Here is a 17003-nt window from a genome sequence, read left to right as displayed (position 1 = left end):
ATGCCGTACCATTATTGATTATTTACAAGTTGGACTATTATTGACGTATTAAAATTTACCATACTTTGGTTGAATCTCTGATGCAACAGATGAAAAGTATTAGAAACTTAATAGATAAAAACTTAATCAATAATTATTACTGATATGTTAAACTAACAAACATCGCTTTCTGCTCAAAAATATGCAATTAATAGCAAAGCAATATTACACCCCAGAAGAATATCTGGAATTAGAAGCAACTGCTGACTACAAAAGCGAATACATTGACGGACAAATCACTGCTATGGCTGGTGCATCTATAAATCATAACCGCATTACAGGTAATTTTTCTGCTGCACTAAATTTTGCTTTTAAACAACAAGACAAATATGAGGTTTTTAACAGTGATATGCGTCTATGGATACCCCAAAGATTAATATACACTTATCCAGATGTGATTATTATTGCAGATGAGCCAGAATTTTTCAATAATCGCACAGATACAATTACAAATCCCCAGGTAATTATAGAAGTATTATCTAAATCTACCAAAAGTTATGACAGAGAAGATAAATTTGCAGCTTACAGGACAATTCCCACTTTTCAAGAATATCTGTTAATTGATCAAAACCGAATTCATGGAGAACAATTTTCCAAAACTGGGAAAAAAAGATGGAATTTGCGTGAGTATGATGAAGAAGATGAAAACATATCTTTGGAAACGGTATCTTTTGAGATTTCCTTACAAGATTTATATAATAAAGTTAAATTTCCTCATATAAAATCCGCAGTCGAAAATTCTACATCTTGATATTCTCCACTTTAAATATTTCCTCCTATCCTACCCAAATTTCTTGAGCAAAACCTATTGCCAATTTACCAAGTAAGGTGATAAACAAACCCATAACTAAATAAGCTTGACGCGGATAACGAGATAAGCAGATACCAATAGCTGCACTCAGAGGGACAATTCCATAACCAAGACGACTTAAAGAAATTGTGCCACCAGAGGCTAAAAGTAAACCAATACCACAAAAACCATAAACTACCATAACTGGAGTTAGTTGCTGACGGAAATACCATAAAAGGTAGGTACTACCTAATATCATAGATACATTCAGTAAATTATTGATTAATCCCTGATCGGCAATTATTAATGATAATATGATTATCGCATAACCAGCATAGAATATCAATGGATTGAAATATTTTCGCCAATAGAATAAACAAGAAGAACTAATTACAATTAAACCAAAAAATAGCGGATACCAAAAGTCTTTAATCCCGCCTTCATCATTCTCAACCCAACCAAAATACCAATTGTTGCCAAAGGGAATTTGCATAAACATATTTAACCAACCTTCCCAATCAAAACCTAAGGAAGGCCGCCATCCTTTTTGTGCAGCAATAAAGGCTAAAAAATCATTAAAATTCAATTTACAATAGACACTAAATATTAACAACCCTGTGGCAGATAATAAACCTGCAATATAGGCAGTTAATGGTTTATTTTGTTTCCAAGCAGTAATTAAAAATGCGGGAATTAATGCCATACCTGTGGGACGTGTTGCTGTGGCCATTGCCCCACAAATTGCTGTCCAAACATATTGTTTTTGATCAAAGGCACGTAAAGCCATTGTACTCAATAACAAATACAATCCTTCTGTATAAATTACCCCCGTAAATAGAGACATAGGACAGTAAGCCATGACAGAAATTGTCCAATGGGCTGCGCTGACACCACATTGTTTTTTCACCCAAGAATATAAAAAATAAAGTGTTCCTAGAAATGCTAAATTATTGATAATTAATCCAGCTAATTCAAAAGGAAACCCAAATTTCATGAAGATAAAAATGCTGACAGGAAATAGGGGGAAAAATGCCAAATTATGTTGCTTGCCATCATCAACAAATTCGTACCCTTCAGTGGAAATTGCTCGATAATGGACACTATCCCAAGCATCAAAAATTCCCCAGCCAAAATGAGGCGTAATCCCATCTTGTAATGCTGGTAAATTGGGGGCAATCAATAACATAGCAGTCCCAATAAATATGCGACTCACAAGCCACATAGACGCAGGAAATAAGAAATCATCTGTCCAGATAAATTTGGCGATGGCTGCGACGAGCGTAGATATCGCCATTTGCGCTTTAACCATAGGCTTATGCTTTTTTCTGACTTTGAGATAATGACAATGTTAGTTTTAACTGTTTTGCTTACATCCCCACCCTCAATGTACTGATATGGTGGGGATGTAAGCAAGTCAAAAACGAAACGTCTGGATAATTAATTTTCAACACGTTGAAAGAAATTATTTGGACAGTTGAGTTTTTGACAACTATATTTTATTTATGCCAAATTATCAATGTATTTCTCGACAAAGTCAGCAGATTCAGCAACCATTTGTCTGTATTGAGAATATCAGTGATGGAATTAGATAATAGCAGTATACTATAGATAAACCAAGGGGGTGATTGATGATGGCATTACGGAGAGCAACTTTCCGACTATATCCAAATAAACAAGTCAGTGAAATGTTGTCCTACCACCGCCAACTTCACAAAGATTTGGACAACGCTGCTGTATCCAACCGCATTACTTCATCTAAAAAGTTTGGTAAATCTGTTTCTTACTTTGAGCAACAGAACTAAATGGGTCAGAAACAGGTAAAACCATCTCAAACTTGTCCAAAATGTGGGCATCAAGAAAAGAAGAGTTTAGCCGCAAGAACCCATGTTTGCCCAGGACTATTTCATTCTTATTTAACCCGCCTCCCAATGAATTCTGATAGCTTGCGTGGCGAAGCCATGTCTAATAGCAAAAGTCGTCTCAAGACGACTAAAGGAAAGTTTATAGTGAATGTGGGCTATAATAGGATGTAAAATATAAAGTCTTTTCGCCCGAATCTCACAAAAAATAAAATAATATGTATAGGAATAATATTTGAGTCCTGAAATTATTTGCGTAGGTAGGTAAGATGCAAAAGGCATGAGGTAAAAGGATTCTAGGCGATTCAGGTGTACCGGGTGTTTTTCAAAAATCAAATATGAGTCCTATATAAGCATTATATGAAATATTGCAAACATAATATAAAACTGTTACCTTCTGTCCCAGAACCAAAATACGTTGTTTTTACAGATTTTGATGAAACTTATCTTGCTCATCAAAATAGAGAGGATTATAAAAATGATCTCAAAGAACTTGAGGAGTATTTATTAAATGAAACATATCAGAAACAAATCTTTTTTGGTTGGGTTACTGGTAGTAGTTTAACTTCAGTTTTTGATAAAATAAATAAATGTGGTTTGACATTATTACCTCATTTTATTGCTAGTAGTTTAGGGACTGAACTAATCTACTTCAATCAAAACCAATACGCTGAAAAAGATAAAATATGGGAAAACAATCTTATGAAAACTGGATTCTCTGAGAATTTAGTTAATAACTTAGTTAGTTTTCTAAAATTAGATAATATACATTTGACACCACAACCTCAAATAGCAGATTGTCCTTTTTTAAAAAATTACTATTACCATCAACAAAATGATCTAATTGATAATCAGGCAATTTTGAAGATAAAAGAGTTAGTGAAAAAAGCTGGTATTCAAGTAAATATTAGTCAAGCAAATCCTTTATCTGGAGATCCAAACAATTGCTATGATGTTGATTTTATCCCATCAGGGACAGGTAAAAAACATATAGTTAATTTTATTTTACAGCAGACAAATGTAAGCTATCAAAACTCCATAGCTTTTGGGGAAAGTGGTAATGATATTGAAATGCTGCAAACTGTTAGACATGGTTATTTAGTTGGAAATGCAACCAGGGGAAACGCATCTTATCAATAAGGACTATTTAATCTCAATAATGACCCAAAAATTTGCATTAACGTCTACTTATTGACAATAATTTAAACCATCACGATGACTCTGAAAAAATCCATCAAACGATAAATACCGATTCTTTCGTTTATACACAAAAATGGTATTTTGTCAATAAAATTTAGATGCGTTTCCCCTGGAAATGCAACCAGCGAAGCTAGGAAATTACATTTTCAAATAGCAGAAAATGAATATGCTAAAGGAATATTATCTGTATTAAAAACACTTATTAAATAATCAAGAGTCATGGGTCAGAATGTTTGATATATTACATCCCACATTCCGCAATTATGAAACGCCATATTTTTGGTATTTTTTGTGTAATCCTGAAAAAGCTGAATTGTTTATAACTCAATCAGTCTTAACCATATTTACATAAGAGTAAAGCCACCGTTAATACATAAATATTGCCCTGTAACAAATCTGGACTCATGACTGGCGAAATAAAGCACTGCTTCAGTAATATCCTGTGGATTACCCCATTGCTGCATGGGAATTCTGACTTGGTAAGCGTCTTTTTTTTCTTGAGGAACGTTTTCATGGCGTTCTACGGGTATCCAACCGGGAGCAACTGCATTAACTGTAATACCAAAAGGCGCTAATTCGGTGGCCATGCTGCGTGTAAATCCCAGTTGTCCATTTTTGGCAGTAACGTAAGCACTGAAGTTATTAACTGAGCGGAAACAAACGTCACTACTAATATTAATAATTCGTCCCCATTGTTTTTGTTTCATGGAGGGTAAACAAATACGAGTTAATAAGTAGGGACTTTTGATAAAAAAATCCAGCATGGTTTGGAAATCTTGCCAGGTGTATTCCTCAAAGGGGATCTGGGGTTGGTTTCCTGTGGCATTTAACACCAAAATATCTACTGCACCCAGTTGAGAGGCGATCGCTTCATAAATTGCTGCTACATCTTCTTCTTGGGTAACATCCCCACGAACCAAAATAGCTTGGCAACCTTGTTGTTCAAGTTCAGCTAAAGCCTGTTTAGCCCGTGATTCGTTATTGCTGTAATTGATTGCTACCTTAGCACCTGCTTGTCCCAATTTGAGAGCGATCGCTTTCCCTAAACCAGCGGAACTTCCTGTAACTAAGGCCACATGACCATCTAAAGAAAATGACATTTAATTGCTAACCCCTGATGAAAATAATGAAATAAACTTAGACAACGGCAAATTTTTGTAATACTTGAGACAAGTTATTTAAACTCTCTTTCGTTCCCTGCTCAACATCTGATGTTTCTTCATATTCAACCACCCAATATCCCTGATAACCTGCATTTAATAGTTCTTTAATAATCGGTTCCCAGACAATTTCTCCCTCTCCAAAAGCACAGAATTGAGGACTATCATTAACCCATTGCACATCTTTCCAATGACTATAATTTACCCAAGGAAGAATATAGCGGAGTGCCATCAAAGGATCAGTTCCCTGATTCAAAAAATTAGCGGGATCATAGTTAATACCAACAGCAGGACTTTTAATACCTTCCATCATTCTGGCCACTCTTTGTCCGGTTGCAGTTGGTCCACCATGATTTTCAATCGTTATTTGAATTCCTCGTTCTTCGGCGTAATCACCGATTTTATTAAAAGCATAATGCAACAGAGGAAAAACATCTGGGAGAATATAATCATTTCTGTGATCACCAGACAATAATCTGACAAATTTTGCCCCTAATTTTTCAGCACTATCAACAAAACGCTCTACTCTTTTAATTTCTGTTTCTAACTCATTTGCATCTGAGAGTGTAAAATTATTTCTTCCTGCTATACAAATAATATCTACTCCTGCTTCTTTAGCCCAATCAGCAATTTTAGATACTGCTTGATCATCACCATCATGTAAAAGATGTTTGGGTGCTTGGGGATGAGCATTCACTTCTACTGAACGAATGCCTTGGTTAGCTATCCAGTGGAAATATTCAGGTATTTCCACTTCTCTCCAGCCCCAAGCAGCACAGCCAATATTTAGTGAATTAATGTTAGACTTTAGCATATTTTAGATTTTGGATTTTAGAAATGATGTGTATAGCTTAGAGGGTAAGCTGTCGTGCATTCAAAATGCACAACAGCAAGTCAAAAGTGAAGAAAATTTGAGGCTTATTTATTGATAGAATAACTTAATGTTTTCACAAACTTGCTCAAGTTCCTGAACGGTTAGTCCTGGATAAATAGGTAAACTCAGGATACGGCTTGCTTGCATTTCTGCGACAGGAAAACTCCCTGCTGGATAGCTTAATTCTTTACCTGCTGTAGATAGATGAATTGGCACTGGATAATGAATTGCTGTACCGATACCGCGATCGCTCAAAAATTGACGCAATTGATCACGCCGTTCAGCTTGAATAACAAAGGTGTGGTAAACGCATTTTTCCCACTCTCGTTCCCATGGCATTATGATTTGAGGAATACCCGCAAGTTGACTTTGGTAATAGTGAGCATTTTCTTGACGTTGCTGTGTCCATTCCTGGAGGTAACGCAATTTAACTAACAGAATAGCTGCTTGTAGAGTATCTAAGCGAGAATTATGAGACCACATCACACAGTCATCACGAGTTCGTAAACCAATATTCCGCATAATTTTTAACTGGTCATACAGTTCGGAATCATCCGTTACTATTACTCCTCCATCTCCACAAGCATTTAAGTTTTTCAGGGGGTGTAAACTGAAACAACCCACTATTCCCAAAGAACCTACTCGTTGACCTTGATACTCAGCCAGTACAGATTGGGCGGCATCCTCCACTACAGCTATTCCATTTTCCTGGGCAATATCTAAAATTGGTTTCATGTTACAAGGTCTTCCCGTCAGATGTACAGGGATAATTGCCTTTGTTTTGGGAGTAATAGCTGCGGCGATTTTAGTTGGATCAATATTGTAATCATCGCCCACATCAACGAATACAGGTTTAGCACCAAGTATGCGAATACAGGTAGCTGAAGCCACGAAAGAATTAGGGACAGTAATAACTTCATCACCAGAACGAATACCAAGTGCTTTGAGTGCAAAAATTAAGGCATCTGTCCCAGAATTAACACCAACTGCATAACGAACGCCACACAATTGAGCAAACTGACGCTCAAACTCTGCAACTTGCTCGCCTAAAATAAAGTTGCCATCATCAAGGACTTCACCCATTGCTGCTAGTAACTCAGACTTTATGGCAGCGTGTTGACTTTTAAGATTAACGAAGGGTATTTGATTAATGGTTAATAGTTGTGACATTTTTAATATCCCAATATATTGATAACGACTTCACGGATGTAACCAGATTGACGATGTTCCCAGATATAAATATCTTGTAAACGTCCTAGCTGCAAAAGACCTTGAGCAATCGGAACTTGTTCAGAGGTATGGGTAAGGGCAGAGCGAATATGTGCCGGCATATCATCTAAACCTTGTCCGGCTAAAAGATATTGACCATTTTCGGGAACTAACTTCGCAAAAAAGGTTTCCACGTCGGGTTTGGCATCTTCTTCTTGAATCAATAAACTGGCGGAAGTATGACGGATAAAAAGGTTACAAATTCCTGCTGTAATTCCTGATTCTGTAATGACTGCTTGGACTTGGGGCGTAATTTGACATAGAGATTTACCAGTAGTTTGTACCTTGATTGATTGTTGGTCAAGTCTTATAGATGAGTTGGTCATTTTTATTCCTTTCCTAAATGCTCAAACCACGATTTTGTCTCTTGCTGAATTGTTTCTGGTGTCCAAACTGGAGCATCTCGCCAAAGTTCAATATTGGCTAACATTTCACTTACACCTTGACTTAAAGGTACTTGAGGTTGCCATTTTAAAAGAGTCGTAGCTTTAGTAATATCAGCCCAAGTACAATCCGGTTCTCCTGGGCGTTTGGGAATGTGAGTAATTTCTCCTGCTAATAATTTCACCAGTGTTAAAACGCTTTCAGATTTACCAGAACCAATATTAATAATTTCCCCGGTAATATCCGATTCAGCAGCTTTGATAAAGGCTGCTACTACATCACTAACGAAGGTAAAATCTCTCGTTTGCATTCCATCTCCAACAACAGTAAAAGGGGTTTTCGCTAGTTTTTGAGCTAAAAATACGCCAAATACTGCACCATAAGCTCCTGTGGTTCTGGATCTTGGTCCATACACATTAAACAATCGTAAAGAAAGGGCTGGAAGTTGATAAACTTGCGCCCAGTGCATGACTAATTGTTCACCTAAATATTTTGTTAAGCCGTATGGATGTTTAGGATGACAAGGATAGGTTTCTGATGTGGGATATTGATTAGGAATACCATAGCAAGTGGAAGAAGCTGTGTAGATAAATTTTTGGATTTTAGCAGTACGACAAGCTTCTAAAAGGACGAATGTACTATGTAAATTGGCATGATAATATGCTCCTGGATTTTGGATTGAGGGAACTAAATCAGCTAATCCTGCTAAATGAAATACCCAGTCAATATCTGTTAATATGGATGGGGAAATATCAGCAACATCTTGCTCAATAAATGTAAATGTGGAATAGGTTTGAGCCACTTTTAAATTAGCCGTTCTTCCTGTCACCAGATTATCTAAACCAACGACACTATGACCTGATTTGAGGAGGAGATCACACAAGTGGCTACCAATAAAACCAGCAGCACCAGTGACTAAGCAATGTTTAGGAGAATTTAATTTACTGTTCATACAAAATTAATAATCTGTTAGTCAAAATTTAAATTTTCATCAAGCTTTATGATCATCTAATTTACATTATCAAATTCTATTTTTTGTCATTTTATCAACCATTCTACTTAATTCTTCACAATTGACAATGATATCTTCATTCTTTACCTCACAAAACATACAAGCATAATCGAATCCTAATCCTTTAGCAACTGTATAATAGAAATGGCTAATTTTCTGACCAAAAAGTTCAATTAAAGTTAAATTTTGGGAGAAAATAATATTTGTTACTCCACCACCATGAGGAGCAATAATAAATTTAGCTTGAGCAAACAATTTTACTTGGTCAGCAAAATCTAAATCTTCTATAACATAAGGTACAAAATCCATTTTATCGAGAGTATTGCTTACTTCTTCTTCATTCAAAATGCGGCGAGCATTTGCTTTTTTACGAGAAATAAAAATATTGGGACTCAAAACCAGATTTGGATTTGCATAAGTATCTACGTTACTAAGAATACGTTCTCTTACCCAATGACAAGCTTTGATAGAAATACGTCCTCCTTCACGTCTTTTAGAGCAAATAACTAATTCATTAACTTTAGCTCTATATCCATTCCATTGGATATAATTTTCTAGACCATAACCCATCAATTCTAAAGAGCGAATTTTCCAACTAGGAATATCTTTATCAATTATTAAGACTGGGTTTTTACCTGTTTTTTGAGAATAATATTCAATGGCTTCTAATCGAGTTAAAGCTTCATATATCCAATGAGCATATAAATGACTCCAATAATTAACAAATGAACAAGCTAAATCAAAATGTTCTATTTTATCTATGGGGGCAATATATTGAGAATTGAAACCAGACTTCATTGTAGAAATAGTAGTGTGTTCTAAAACATCTACTCTATCTAAAACTGTTTCTAAAATAATATTCTTATCCTCAGTAAAACCAATCCCATAAATTCCCAATAACTCCACGTTTTTAACAACCACAGCAAAAGGATTAGTAAATTCAAAGCTACCTTCTTTTTCTCTAAATGCTGCGGGAATTTCTTGATAACTTATAGCTGGTTCAATTTGAATAATTTCATCATATTTTAACTGATAAAGATTATTCTCTGCTTGACATTGCTGGAGTAAATCTACTCTAGTAATTAAATTGCTGTGTAGATAGTTAAATAAAATTGAATAAATCAATTTGAGAATAGGTAATTGTTCATATTCCGCTTCTAACTTAGGAATATTATTCTCCATTTTATCTTTCTCCATCTCCTCAGTCATCGTGATGAGATTTTCGTCAATGTATCTCAATAAAATAGGATATATGAGTTTAAATATTAGCAATTCTTGAACATAACGCCCAACTTTATTCATCTGCTTGTAAATCTCTCTGTTTTGTATGGGACAGCAAAATAATTTGCTGGTTTTTTAGTAAAAGTTTAGTAAAATTTAATGAATATTTAATAAACATATTCTCAAATTCATTAAATAAAAAACTTTAGTGCTTCCAGATTATCCAACCGAGCAGAAACTTGTAATTCTTTAGGAATAAAAATTTCTGGACTGAGTAAATAAAATTTACCGATTCCTGCGGCTTTAGCAGCTTGCATATCCGATATTCTATCACCAATTAGGATTGAGCTTTGCAAGTCTATAGGATATTTCTGACAAGCTTGTTCAATCATTCCTGGTAACGGTTTACGACATCGGCAGTTTTGACGGTAATTAGATATAGTTGATTGGGGATGATGTGGGCAGTAAAACACATCCAGTATTGTTATATCTTGGTTATTAAATTGCTCATACATCCAGACAGTAAGACTTAAAAAATCTTGTTCAGAATAGTAACCACGAGCAATACCTGATTGATTTGTGATCACAATTAGCTTATAACCTAAATCTTGTAGTAGACGACAAGTAGCAAAAATGCCATCATTAAATTCAAACTGCTCACATCTAAAAACATAGTGATGATCAATATTAATTACTCCATCTCGATCAAGAAAAGCCACTTTAATCACTGGTAATTATTCTCCTTTAGATTCAGATCCCCGACTTGTGATATCATCTGATAATTTATGGTGATGATCACAGAAGAATTCGGGGATTTTTTTCTTATTTTAACATTTCCTCAACTTTGTTCATGATGCCAATAGTATCAATACCTTGATGGGGGAGTTGTTCCCAAATTCCGCTACAACCTTCTTGATGAGTTCCCATATAGGCATATTTGGGAGAAAACCCTCTTTCTAGTAACCATGAACCAAAACGGATACCTAAACCTGTACGCCGATTTAAGGATTCAACTACTAAAACAAAGGGTGTTGAACCAATTTTTGCCATGATTTCTTCATCTACTAGATTCAATGTGGATTTATTGATTAAACCGACATTAATTCCCTGTTTTTTCAGGCTTTCTACTACTTCTAAGGCGCGGTAAAGTACCTCTCCAAAGCTAACGATATAGCCGGCTGTTCCTTCTCGTATTACGTCATCTTTTCCAGGAATAAATGTATAACCATCTGCAAATAAAGGTTTACTATTTGTATCCAGAATATCGGGTACTGGGGAACGGCTAGAAAAGAGAAATCTTAACCCTGGTTGATCAAATACAGTTTCCACACAAGCTTTCATTTGATGTCCGTCGGCGGGATAATAGAGACGGGTTTGATAAGCGTCTTCTAAACCGTTATCGGCAAACATATTATTTAACCCAAAATGGCAGGTGTTATCTCCTAATTCATCTATCCCACTATGGGAAAATTGACAAAGAACGTTGGATTTATTAAGCCGTGCCATTGTAATTTCAGAAATACACATTTCCAAAAAGGCACTATAAGTGCTGAAAATGCCTTGTTTTCCTGCTTCCATGCCAAATCCTGCCGCCGCAGAGAAGTTTCCTCTTTCCATGATGCCGCCATGATAGAAAATCTCTGGATAGGCTTGACTAATTTTATTGATACCACAGGATTCTCCTAAATCACTGTCAATACACATTACCTTTTCTCGCCGTTCTGTGGGTGTCATTTGACTGAGAAGAGAGACAACGGTAGCATCAAAAATATGGCGTGTTTTGCTGCTAGAACCCGTAAAAGAGTAGGTATGTGTGAGGGGAATAACTTTTTTGAGGTAATTGACGGCTGATGTATGTCCGCGAGTTTCTAAATAGGCGATCGCTAACTCTGGTGATAGGGCATCATGTCCTAAAGGTGTGCCTTCTACTCCAACAATACCGGGAGTCATAGGACGTTTATTAATTACTGCTACTGGTCCATTAATAGTGACAGCTTGACAGAGACGAGTATATAAATCATCTAAATCTTCCCCTGCTCCAGTTAATACAGTTAATCCATGTCCAGCTAAAGTTTGACCGACGTTATAACCCTTGAGATAATCTGTTGGATATCCGCTACAGGTGGAATTGTTATCATCAATAATTAATTTGATATTGAGATTTTTAGCCACAGCTAAACGGGCGGCTTCGGCATTATTTCCTTCTTGCTGTGAACCATCTGAACCCAAACAGAATACTACTTGATGAGGATGTGCGATCGCTACTCCATTCACATAAGCCCAGAGGTGTCCTAATCTTCCCGAACTAAATTTTACACCAGGAGTGCGTCCTCGTTCTGGATGTGCAAGTAGTAATGAATAGGCTTCTCGATAATGCAGGAGATTTTCTGCATCAAGATCACCCTGTAAAGTTGCCATTAAATATTGTGTAGCAACGCGGTGTCCTGCTTCATCAAAGAAAATTGGCACAAATTTATCTGCTACTCCCCGAAAGAAAGCATCTAAAATCATCACTTCGGGAACTGTATCATACGCTCCTCCTGTATGACCGCCCACACCTTTGGCTGCTGCTACAGCGGTAAAAAAAACAATAGTATCTCGACAAAGTTGAATATTAGCTTTCAGAATTTCTCTTTGTTCATTAGTCAAAGTTGAATTAGTCGGGTCTAACTTCAAAGACTTGTAAACATCCAAATCAATAGGAAAGCGAAGAGTTCTTAAAGTCATTTTTTTGTTCCTTTTGATTGTTGAAATTATATCTAGGGTAGGCATTGTACAAACAATACCTTGTCCACATTGAAAAAAGCCTTGATTCGTAGATGGGTTGCGCTGTCGTTTAAGCCAACAAAGCATAAAATGGCTAAGGTATTGAGTTATGAACTGGTTTTTTAACGATAGCGAAGCGTGGCGTTAGCCATACCACTCCAGACACAGAGGTAGGACAAGAAGGACAAGAAGAGATGTTCACATTTTATTGAGGATTGCTATAATATAATTAATGTTTGATATAGGAATCCGGTTTGATTCTTGAATTTTCCTGCGTAGGAGGGCAAGAGGATTCCAGAATATTAAGGTGTACCGAGTTTTGTATGGCTACGCCACGCAAGCCATCAAAAATCAAATAGGAGTCCTATATATTTGACATTTAATCCTTGCCGTAAAATTTCAAACCATCCCAAATACCCATCACACCAGGATAAGGACTATGGTAAACATTATCCATTGTCTGAATTTTATCAACTAAGTTGGGATGAGAATTTCCCACAGCAATTCCCTTTAATCCTGTTTCAAATAGGGATAAATCATTGAGAGTATCTCCACAAGCTATAGTTTCATCTGCATTAAACTTTATTTCCTCCAAAAATTTCAAGAGAGTTGGTCCTTTAGAAACTCCTTTGGGCATGACATCAAAATAAAAATAGATATTATTATAAGATGAGATAATGCAATCAAATCCGGCATTAATTACTTTTTGGATGGTGTTAGGTTGCAATTTTTCAGAATCATAATAGTAAGATACACGATACTTAGGATTGACTGCCTGTAGTTTTAATCCTGGTTCATTTGCTAATAGGGTTTTAATTTTTTCGTTAGCATTATTCCATTGTTTAATTATCCAATATTGTACAGGATAAATTGGCTCAAATGTTTCACCATGTACAATAGTTGTTCCCACATCACCAATGATATAGTCAGGTTTAGGAATATGAGGATTTTCTATTAATAAGTTGCTGATCCAGTCCAGTTCTCTGCCGGTGACATATACTAAAAGTAGGCGATCGCGTTGTTTTTCAATATATTGATAAAATTCAGATTGTTGTTGTTGAGAACCACCTAAAAAAGTGCCGTCTAAATCAGTTGCTAAAAGTAGTGATTGTTGATATTTCATGACTTAATTAACCAATAATTAATCCGCTACGGGGTGGAAGTTTAAAGTTAATAAATTCGGCTTCTTTAGTCCAGTTTTCTTGACTGGAATGATATGTAAATAATGTTTGTTTGAGTTGATTTTGCCATGATGGTTGAATACTCGCCATTGCTATTTCATTACCAGCATTTACCGCAATTAATAAAATTTCTGTTTCTAACCTTCTAGCGAAAATATAAACTTGTCCTTGAGCGGACAAGGTATGATATTCACCTATTCTTAATGCTGGATGAGAAAGACGGAGTTTAATTAATTGACGATGATATTCAAGAATATCTTGATCCCACTGTTTTTTATCAGGAAATCCTTTACGACATTCTGGATCATAACCACCGTTTAAACCGACTTCATCGCCGTAATATATGCAAGGTGCGCCGGGAAAAGTCAATAATAGTAATGTTGATAAATATAAACTGGGGCGATCGCCTCCAGCTACATCAATTAACCTAGCTGTATCATGATTATTAATACCATTAAGTTGAGTTAGTTGAATTTCCCAAGGATAAAGTTGCAGTAATTGATTAATTTCCTCCCCATATTTAGCCGCATCCGCAGGTGGTGGTGGTGCATATTCAGCAAAATGACCTTTTACCTGGCGATCGCCGACAATAAAGGCAGTGGTAGCATTAAGAAAGGGTAAACTTGACACGCCATCAAATTGTGTGCCATCTAACCACTCAGTTGCATTCATAGGAATTTCTCCCACAATATAGGCTTCAGGATTAATTGCTTTGATTCTTTCCCGAAATTCTTGCCAAAATCCAGGAGTTTTGATGTAATCTGCCGAATCTAAACGCCAACCATCTGCACCACGTTTAATCCAATATTCACCTATACGCATAATATATTCGCGCACTCCTAAATTATTAGTGTTAAATTCGGGTAAAGCACGAAGATCACACCATGAAGCATAATTAGCAGGACGAGAATTATCATAAGGTGAGATAGGCCAACCTGTAATTTTAAACCAATCTAACCAAGGAGAATTTTGTCCATTTTCGAGAATATCATTGAAAAAATAAAAGCCTCTACTAGCATGATTAAAAGTTCCATCTAAGATAAGTTTAATCTTACGATGATGAGCTTCTTTAAGGAGATTGGTAAATGCTTCTTCACCGCCTAATAAGGGATCAATTTGATAATAATCAAGAGTATGATAACGATGATTACTGGCAGATGTAAAAATAGGATTAAGGTAAATTGCATTAATACCTAAATCTTGTAAATAATCTAGTTTTTCAATTATTCCCCAAAGATTTCCGCCTTTATAACCATGAAATGTAGGAGTAGTATTCCAGTCTTCTAAGGGTATATTAAGTAACCACTTTTGTTCAGTGGGAATACTTCGAGAAAAGCGATCAGGAAATATTTGATAAAAAACGGCGTTTTTAACCCAATCAGGTGTATTAATCTTCGTATAGAAACTTGTCATGATCTCTGAAACATTAACCTCATCATTGTTGTTGATTATTCTTTACCGCGATACAACATCACCCAGATCTTCTGCCAACCTGAGCAGAACATTATAATACTTTTTAGAGTATGGTATGTGAATTATTGCAGGATATGTGCCAGTTAATTTGTTTAAGACAAATCCATTGTGTATGTCATACAGTTCTGGTAAAATTTCCCATTCCCCTGCTGTACACCAAAAAATATCACAGCAATAATCTAAGGTTACTGTTTCAGGATTTTCAAAACAGTATTTTCCATACAATCTTTGATCACTACCGTTTTCATGAAAATTCGGATAAGAAAGAATATTATCAATCATCTCACAGACATATTTTTTGTATCCCATGAAAGTCCCTGCGTTCAGATATTTATAATCATAGGGAACTTTAATGCTATCGTAAAAATCTTTGTATTCTTCGTACTGATGAGAGTACCATTTCTCTGCTGCAAATAATATCTTATAACCACCTTGAATAAATTTTTCATATATACTGTTAGCATTCTGTACATACAGAACATCAAAAGCATCAGTAACAAGAACTATTGTGTCATCTTTCACATCCTTTAGTTCCTTCAAAATCAAAGGAAGTCTTAGAGAATTGGCTGACCATTCGAGACCTTCACCTAGCACCTTAACGTCTATATTTTGTTTTTTAGCAGATCTCAAAAAGAGTTGTACCTTAGAAAAAGACACAGAGTTACAACAAGTATAAAATGCGATATTTGGGCTTTTCTTCATTTTGTGACAACCTTACCTCTTACAAAAAAATATTGTGGTTTGCTGATTATAGCTTAGAGGGTGTTTGAAAAGTCTTAATTCATACTAATCCTGGCGACTAGAAGTCGCGGTTCATCTTGCACACAGACAAAACCCACGGAGGTGGGTTTGAAACCCTCGATTTTTCATTAGTCCACGCAGGTGGACTTTGCTTGTGTAGTAGTGAATTATATTCGCCCAAAACTTTTCAAACATCCTCTTACATTCCTCGTGTTTTACCAATGAGGAATGAGAATTTAATTATGGAGAAGAATATCGGTTAATCATTTCTCCTTTATTTTGTAACAATTTATCAATCAATTGTTCAAATAGTTTATCTGTCACCATGATGCCTTTATGAGATTGATTTCTAAAAGATAAACACAAGTTAGCCGCATAAATAGGAGATTTCAAGGCTTTTGTATATAACTCGATAATCTCAGTTTTATCTTCTACAATTGCGTGCATTAGAATAGGACTAAAAAGCCCCATATTTGGAAAAAGAGGTAATTCCATAATCTCATAAAGTCTGCTTAAAAATTTCGTACTAACTGCTAATCTGGATAACCTTCCGGTCTGATTTTTCAAGATTGATTTAGTCGCATATATATAAAAGTCCAAAAAACTATTTTTTTGAGTAAAATAAACTAAGGAATTAGTGACTTTTTCAGTACAAAATAAAGTTCCCTCACCCAAATTTTGATCATCTTCTGTATCCAACCAAACTTCACGACAAACTAAATATTCTTCTGTCGTTTCAATGTTTAAATTATCGGGATCAAAAACTACTACATCAGCATCCATCCAAATAGTTTGCTCATATCCCTGTTCTAAAAATTTTTTCGCTATTTCTAATCTAGCTAAATCAGCAATAACGTTAATTTTACCTTGAGATTTATCTATATACCAATCGGGAACATAGTCAAAAAAGTTGTCTACTCTTCGGTAGTCAAAGCCTTTTAATTCTGCCCAATCTTTGACTGTTTGCATACAAGTTTCCAGCCAATTTGGTGTTTCATTTCCCCGATAGGATTGATAAACAATGGTTTTCATAT

The 17003-nt window shown here is 35.7% G+C and carries 17 protein-coding genes; 4 read left to right on the top strand and 13 right to left on the bottom strand.

The window, feature by feature from the left end; translation table 11 throughout:
- Positions 1-181: 181 nt before the first annotated feature.
- Positions 182-790, top strand: a complete 609-nt coding sequence (locus FJR08_RS00385; protein WP_168631792.1) for a Uma2 family endonuclease — start codon at positions 182-184, stop codon at positions 788-790.
- A 25-nt stretch (positions 791-815) separates the two neighbouring features.
- On the opposite strand, the gene FJR08_RS00380 is transcribed toward FJR08_RS00385, so the two are convergent.
- A complete protein-coding gene (locus tag FJR08_RS00380) occupies positions 816-2138 on the bottom strand; it encodes a hypothetical protein (RefSeq protein WP_168631791.1) in 1323 nt (440 codons plus the stop codon).
- A gap of 319 nt (positions 2139-2457) precedes the next feature.
- On the opposite strand from FJR08_RS00380, the gene FJR08_RS00375 reads away from it, so the two are divergent.
- From FJR08_RS00375 to FJR08_RS00365, 3 genes are all read left to right on the top strand, one after another.
- A complete protein-coding gene (locus tag FJR08_RS00375) occupies positions 2458-2631 on the top strand; it encodes a hypothetical protein (protein WP_233467033.1) in 174 nt (57 codons plus the stop codon).
- Positions 2632-2862 carry a hypothetical protein gene (locus FJR08_RS00370; RefSeq protein ID WP_168631757.1) on the top strand — a complete coding sequence of 77 codons (231 nt, stop codon included), beginning with the start codon at positions 2632-2634 and terminating at the stop codon, positions 2860-2862.
- A gap of 186 nt (positions 2863-3048) precedes the next feature.
- On the top strand, positions 3049-3828 hold the full coding sequence (locus FJR08_RS00365) for an HAD-IIB family hydrolase (protein ID WP_168631790.1): 780 nt from the start codon (positions 3049-3051) through the stop codon (positions 3826-3828).
- 404 nt (positions 3829-4232) lie between these two features.
- Here FJR08_RS00365 and FJR08_RS00360 read toward each other — a convergent pair whose 3' ends face one another.
- The 12 genes from FJR08_RS00360 to FJR08_RS00305 all read right to left on the bottom strand — a co-directional run bounded on the left by FJR08_RS00360 (position 4233) and on the right by FJR08_RS00305 (position 17001).
- Entirely contained in the window at positions 4233-4988 is a 756-nt protein-coding gene (locus FJR08_RS00360; RefSeq protein ID WP_096667119.1) for an SDR family NAD(P)-dependent oxidoreductase, read from the bottom strand.
- 37 nt (positions 4989-5025) lie between these two features.
- Entirely contained in the window at positions 5026-5862 is an 837-nt protein-coding gene (locus FJR08_RS00355; RefSeq protein ID WP_027401725.1) for a sugar phosphate isomerase/epimerase, read from the bottom strand.
- Positions 5863-5970: 108 nt separating this feature from the next.
- On the bottom strand, positions 5971-7092 hold the full coding sequence (locus tag FJR08_RS00350; RefSeq protein ID WP_015078120.1) for a DegT/DnrJ/EryC1/StrS aminotransferase family protein: 1122 nt from the start codon (positions 7090-7092) through the stop codon (positions 5971-5973).
- Between the two features lie 2 nt (positions 7093-7094).
- Positions 7095-7517, bottom strand: a complete 423-nt coding sequence (locus tag FJR08_RS00345) for a secondary thiamine-phosphate synthase enzyme YjbQ (protein ID WP_015078121.1) — start codon at positions 7515-7517, stop codon at positions 7095-7097.
- A gap of 2 nt (positions 7518-7519) precedes the next feature.
- A complete protein-coding gene (locus FJR08_RS00340) occupies positions 7520-8527 on the bottom strand; it encodes an SDR family oxidoreductase (protein WP_015078122.1) in 1008 nt (335 codons plus the stop codon).
- A gap of 69 nt (positions 8528-8596) precedes the next feature.
- Positions 8597-9889: a DUF563 domain-containing protein gene (locus tag FJR08_RS00335; protein ID WP_168631789.1), complete on the bottom strand. Its 1293-nt coding sequence runs from the start codon at positions 9887-9889 to the stop codon at positions 8597-8599.
- A gap of 110 nt (positions 9890-9999) precedes the next feature.
- Positions 10000-10536, bottom strand: a complete 537-nt coding sequence (gene gmhB, locus FJR08_RS00330) for a D-glycero-beta-D-manno-heptose 1,7-bisphosphate 7-phosphatase (RefSeq protein ID WP_015078124.1) — start codon at positions 10534-10536, stop codon at positions 10000-10002.
- Between the two features lie 94 nt (positions 10537-10630).
- Positions 10631-12535 (bottom strand): transketolase C-terminal domain-containing protein, encoded by a 1905-nt coding sequence (locus FJR08_RS00325; protein ID WP_168631788.1) that lies wholly within the window; start codon positions 12533-12535, stop codon positions 10631-10633.
- A 418-nt stretch (positions 12536-12953) separates the two neighbouring features.
- Positions 12954-13697: an HAD-IIB family hydrolase gene (locus tag FJR08_RS00320; protein WP_015078126.1), complete on the bottom strand. Its 744-nt coding sequence runs from the start codon at positions 13695-13697 to the stop codon at positions 12954-12956.
- A gap of 7 nt (positions 13698-13704) precedes the next feature.
- Positions 13705-15168 carry a glycoside hydrolase family 13 protein gene (locus tag FJR08_RS00315; RefSeq protein WP_168631787.1) on the bottom strand — a complete coding sequence of 488 codons (1464 nt, stop codon included), beginning with the start codon at positions 15166-15168 and terminating at the stop codon, positions 13705-13707.
- Between the two features lie 42 nt (positions 15169-15210).
- Positions 15211-15930, bottom strand: coding sequence for a glycosyltransferase domain-containing protein (locus FJR08_RS00310; RefSeq protein WP_015078128.1), 720 nt, complete (start codon positions 15928-15930; stop codon positions 15211-15213).
- A gap of 279 nt (positions 15931-16209) precedes the next feature.
- Positions 16210-17001: a hypothetical protein gene (locus FJR08_RS00305; protein WP_015078129.1), complete on the bottom strand. Its 792-nt coding sequence runs from the start codon at positions 16999-17001 to the stop codon at positions 16210-16212.
- Between the last annotated feature and the right edge of the window lie 2 nt (positions 17002-17003).

The sequence above is a fragment of the Dolichospermum sp. UHCC 0260 genome, from assembly GCF_009711985.1.
Taxonomy (GTDB): domain Bacteria; phylum Cyanobacteriota; class Cyanobacteriia; order Cyanobacteriales; family Nostocaceae; genus Dolichospermum; species Dolichospermum lemmermannii.
Note: the sequence above shows the minus strand (reverse complement) of the source record. Positions and strands in the feature narration are given on the sequence as shown.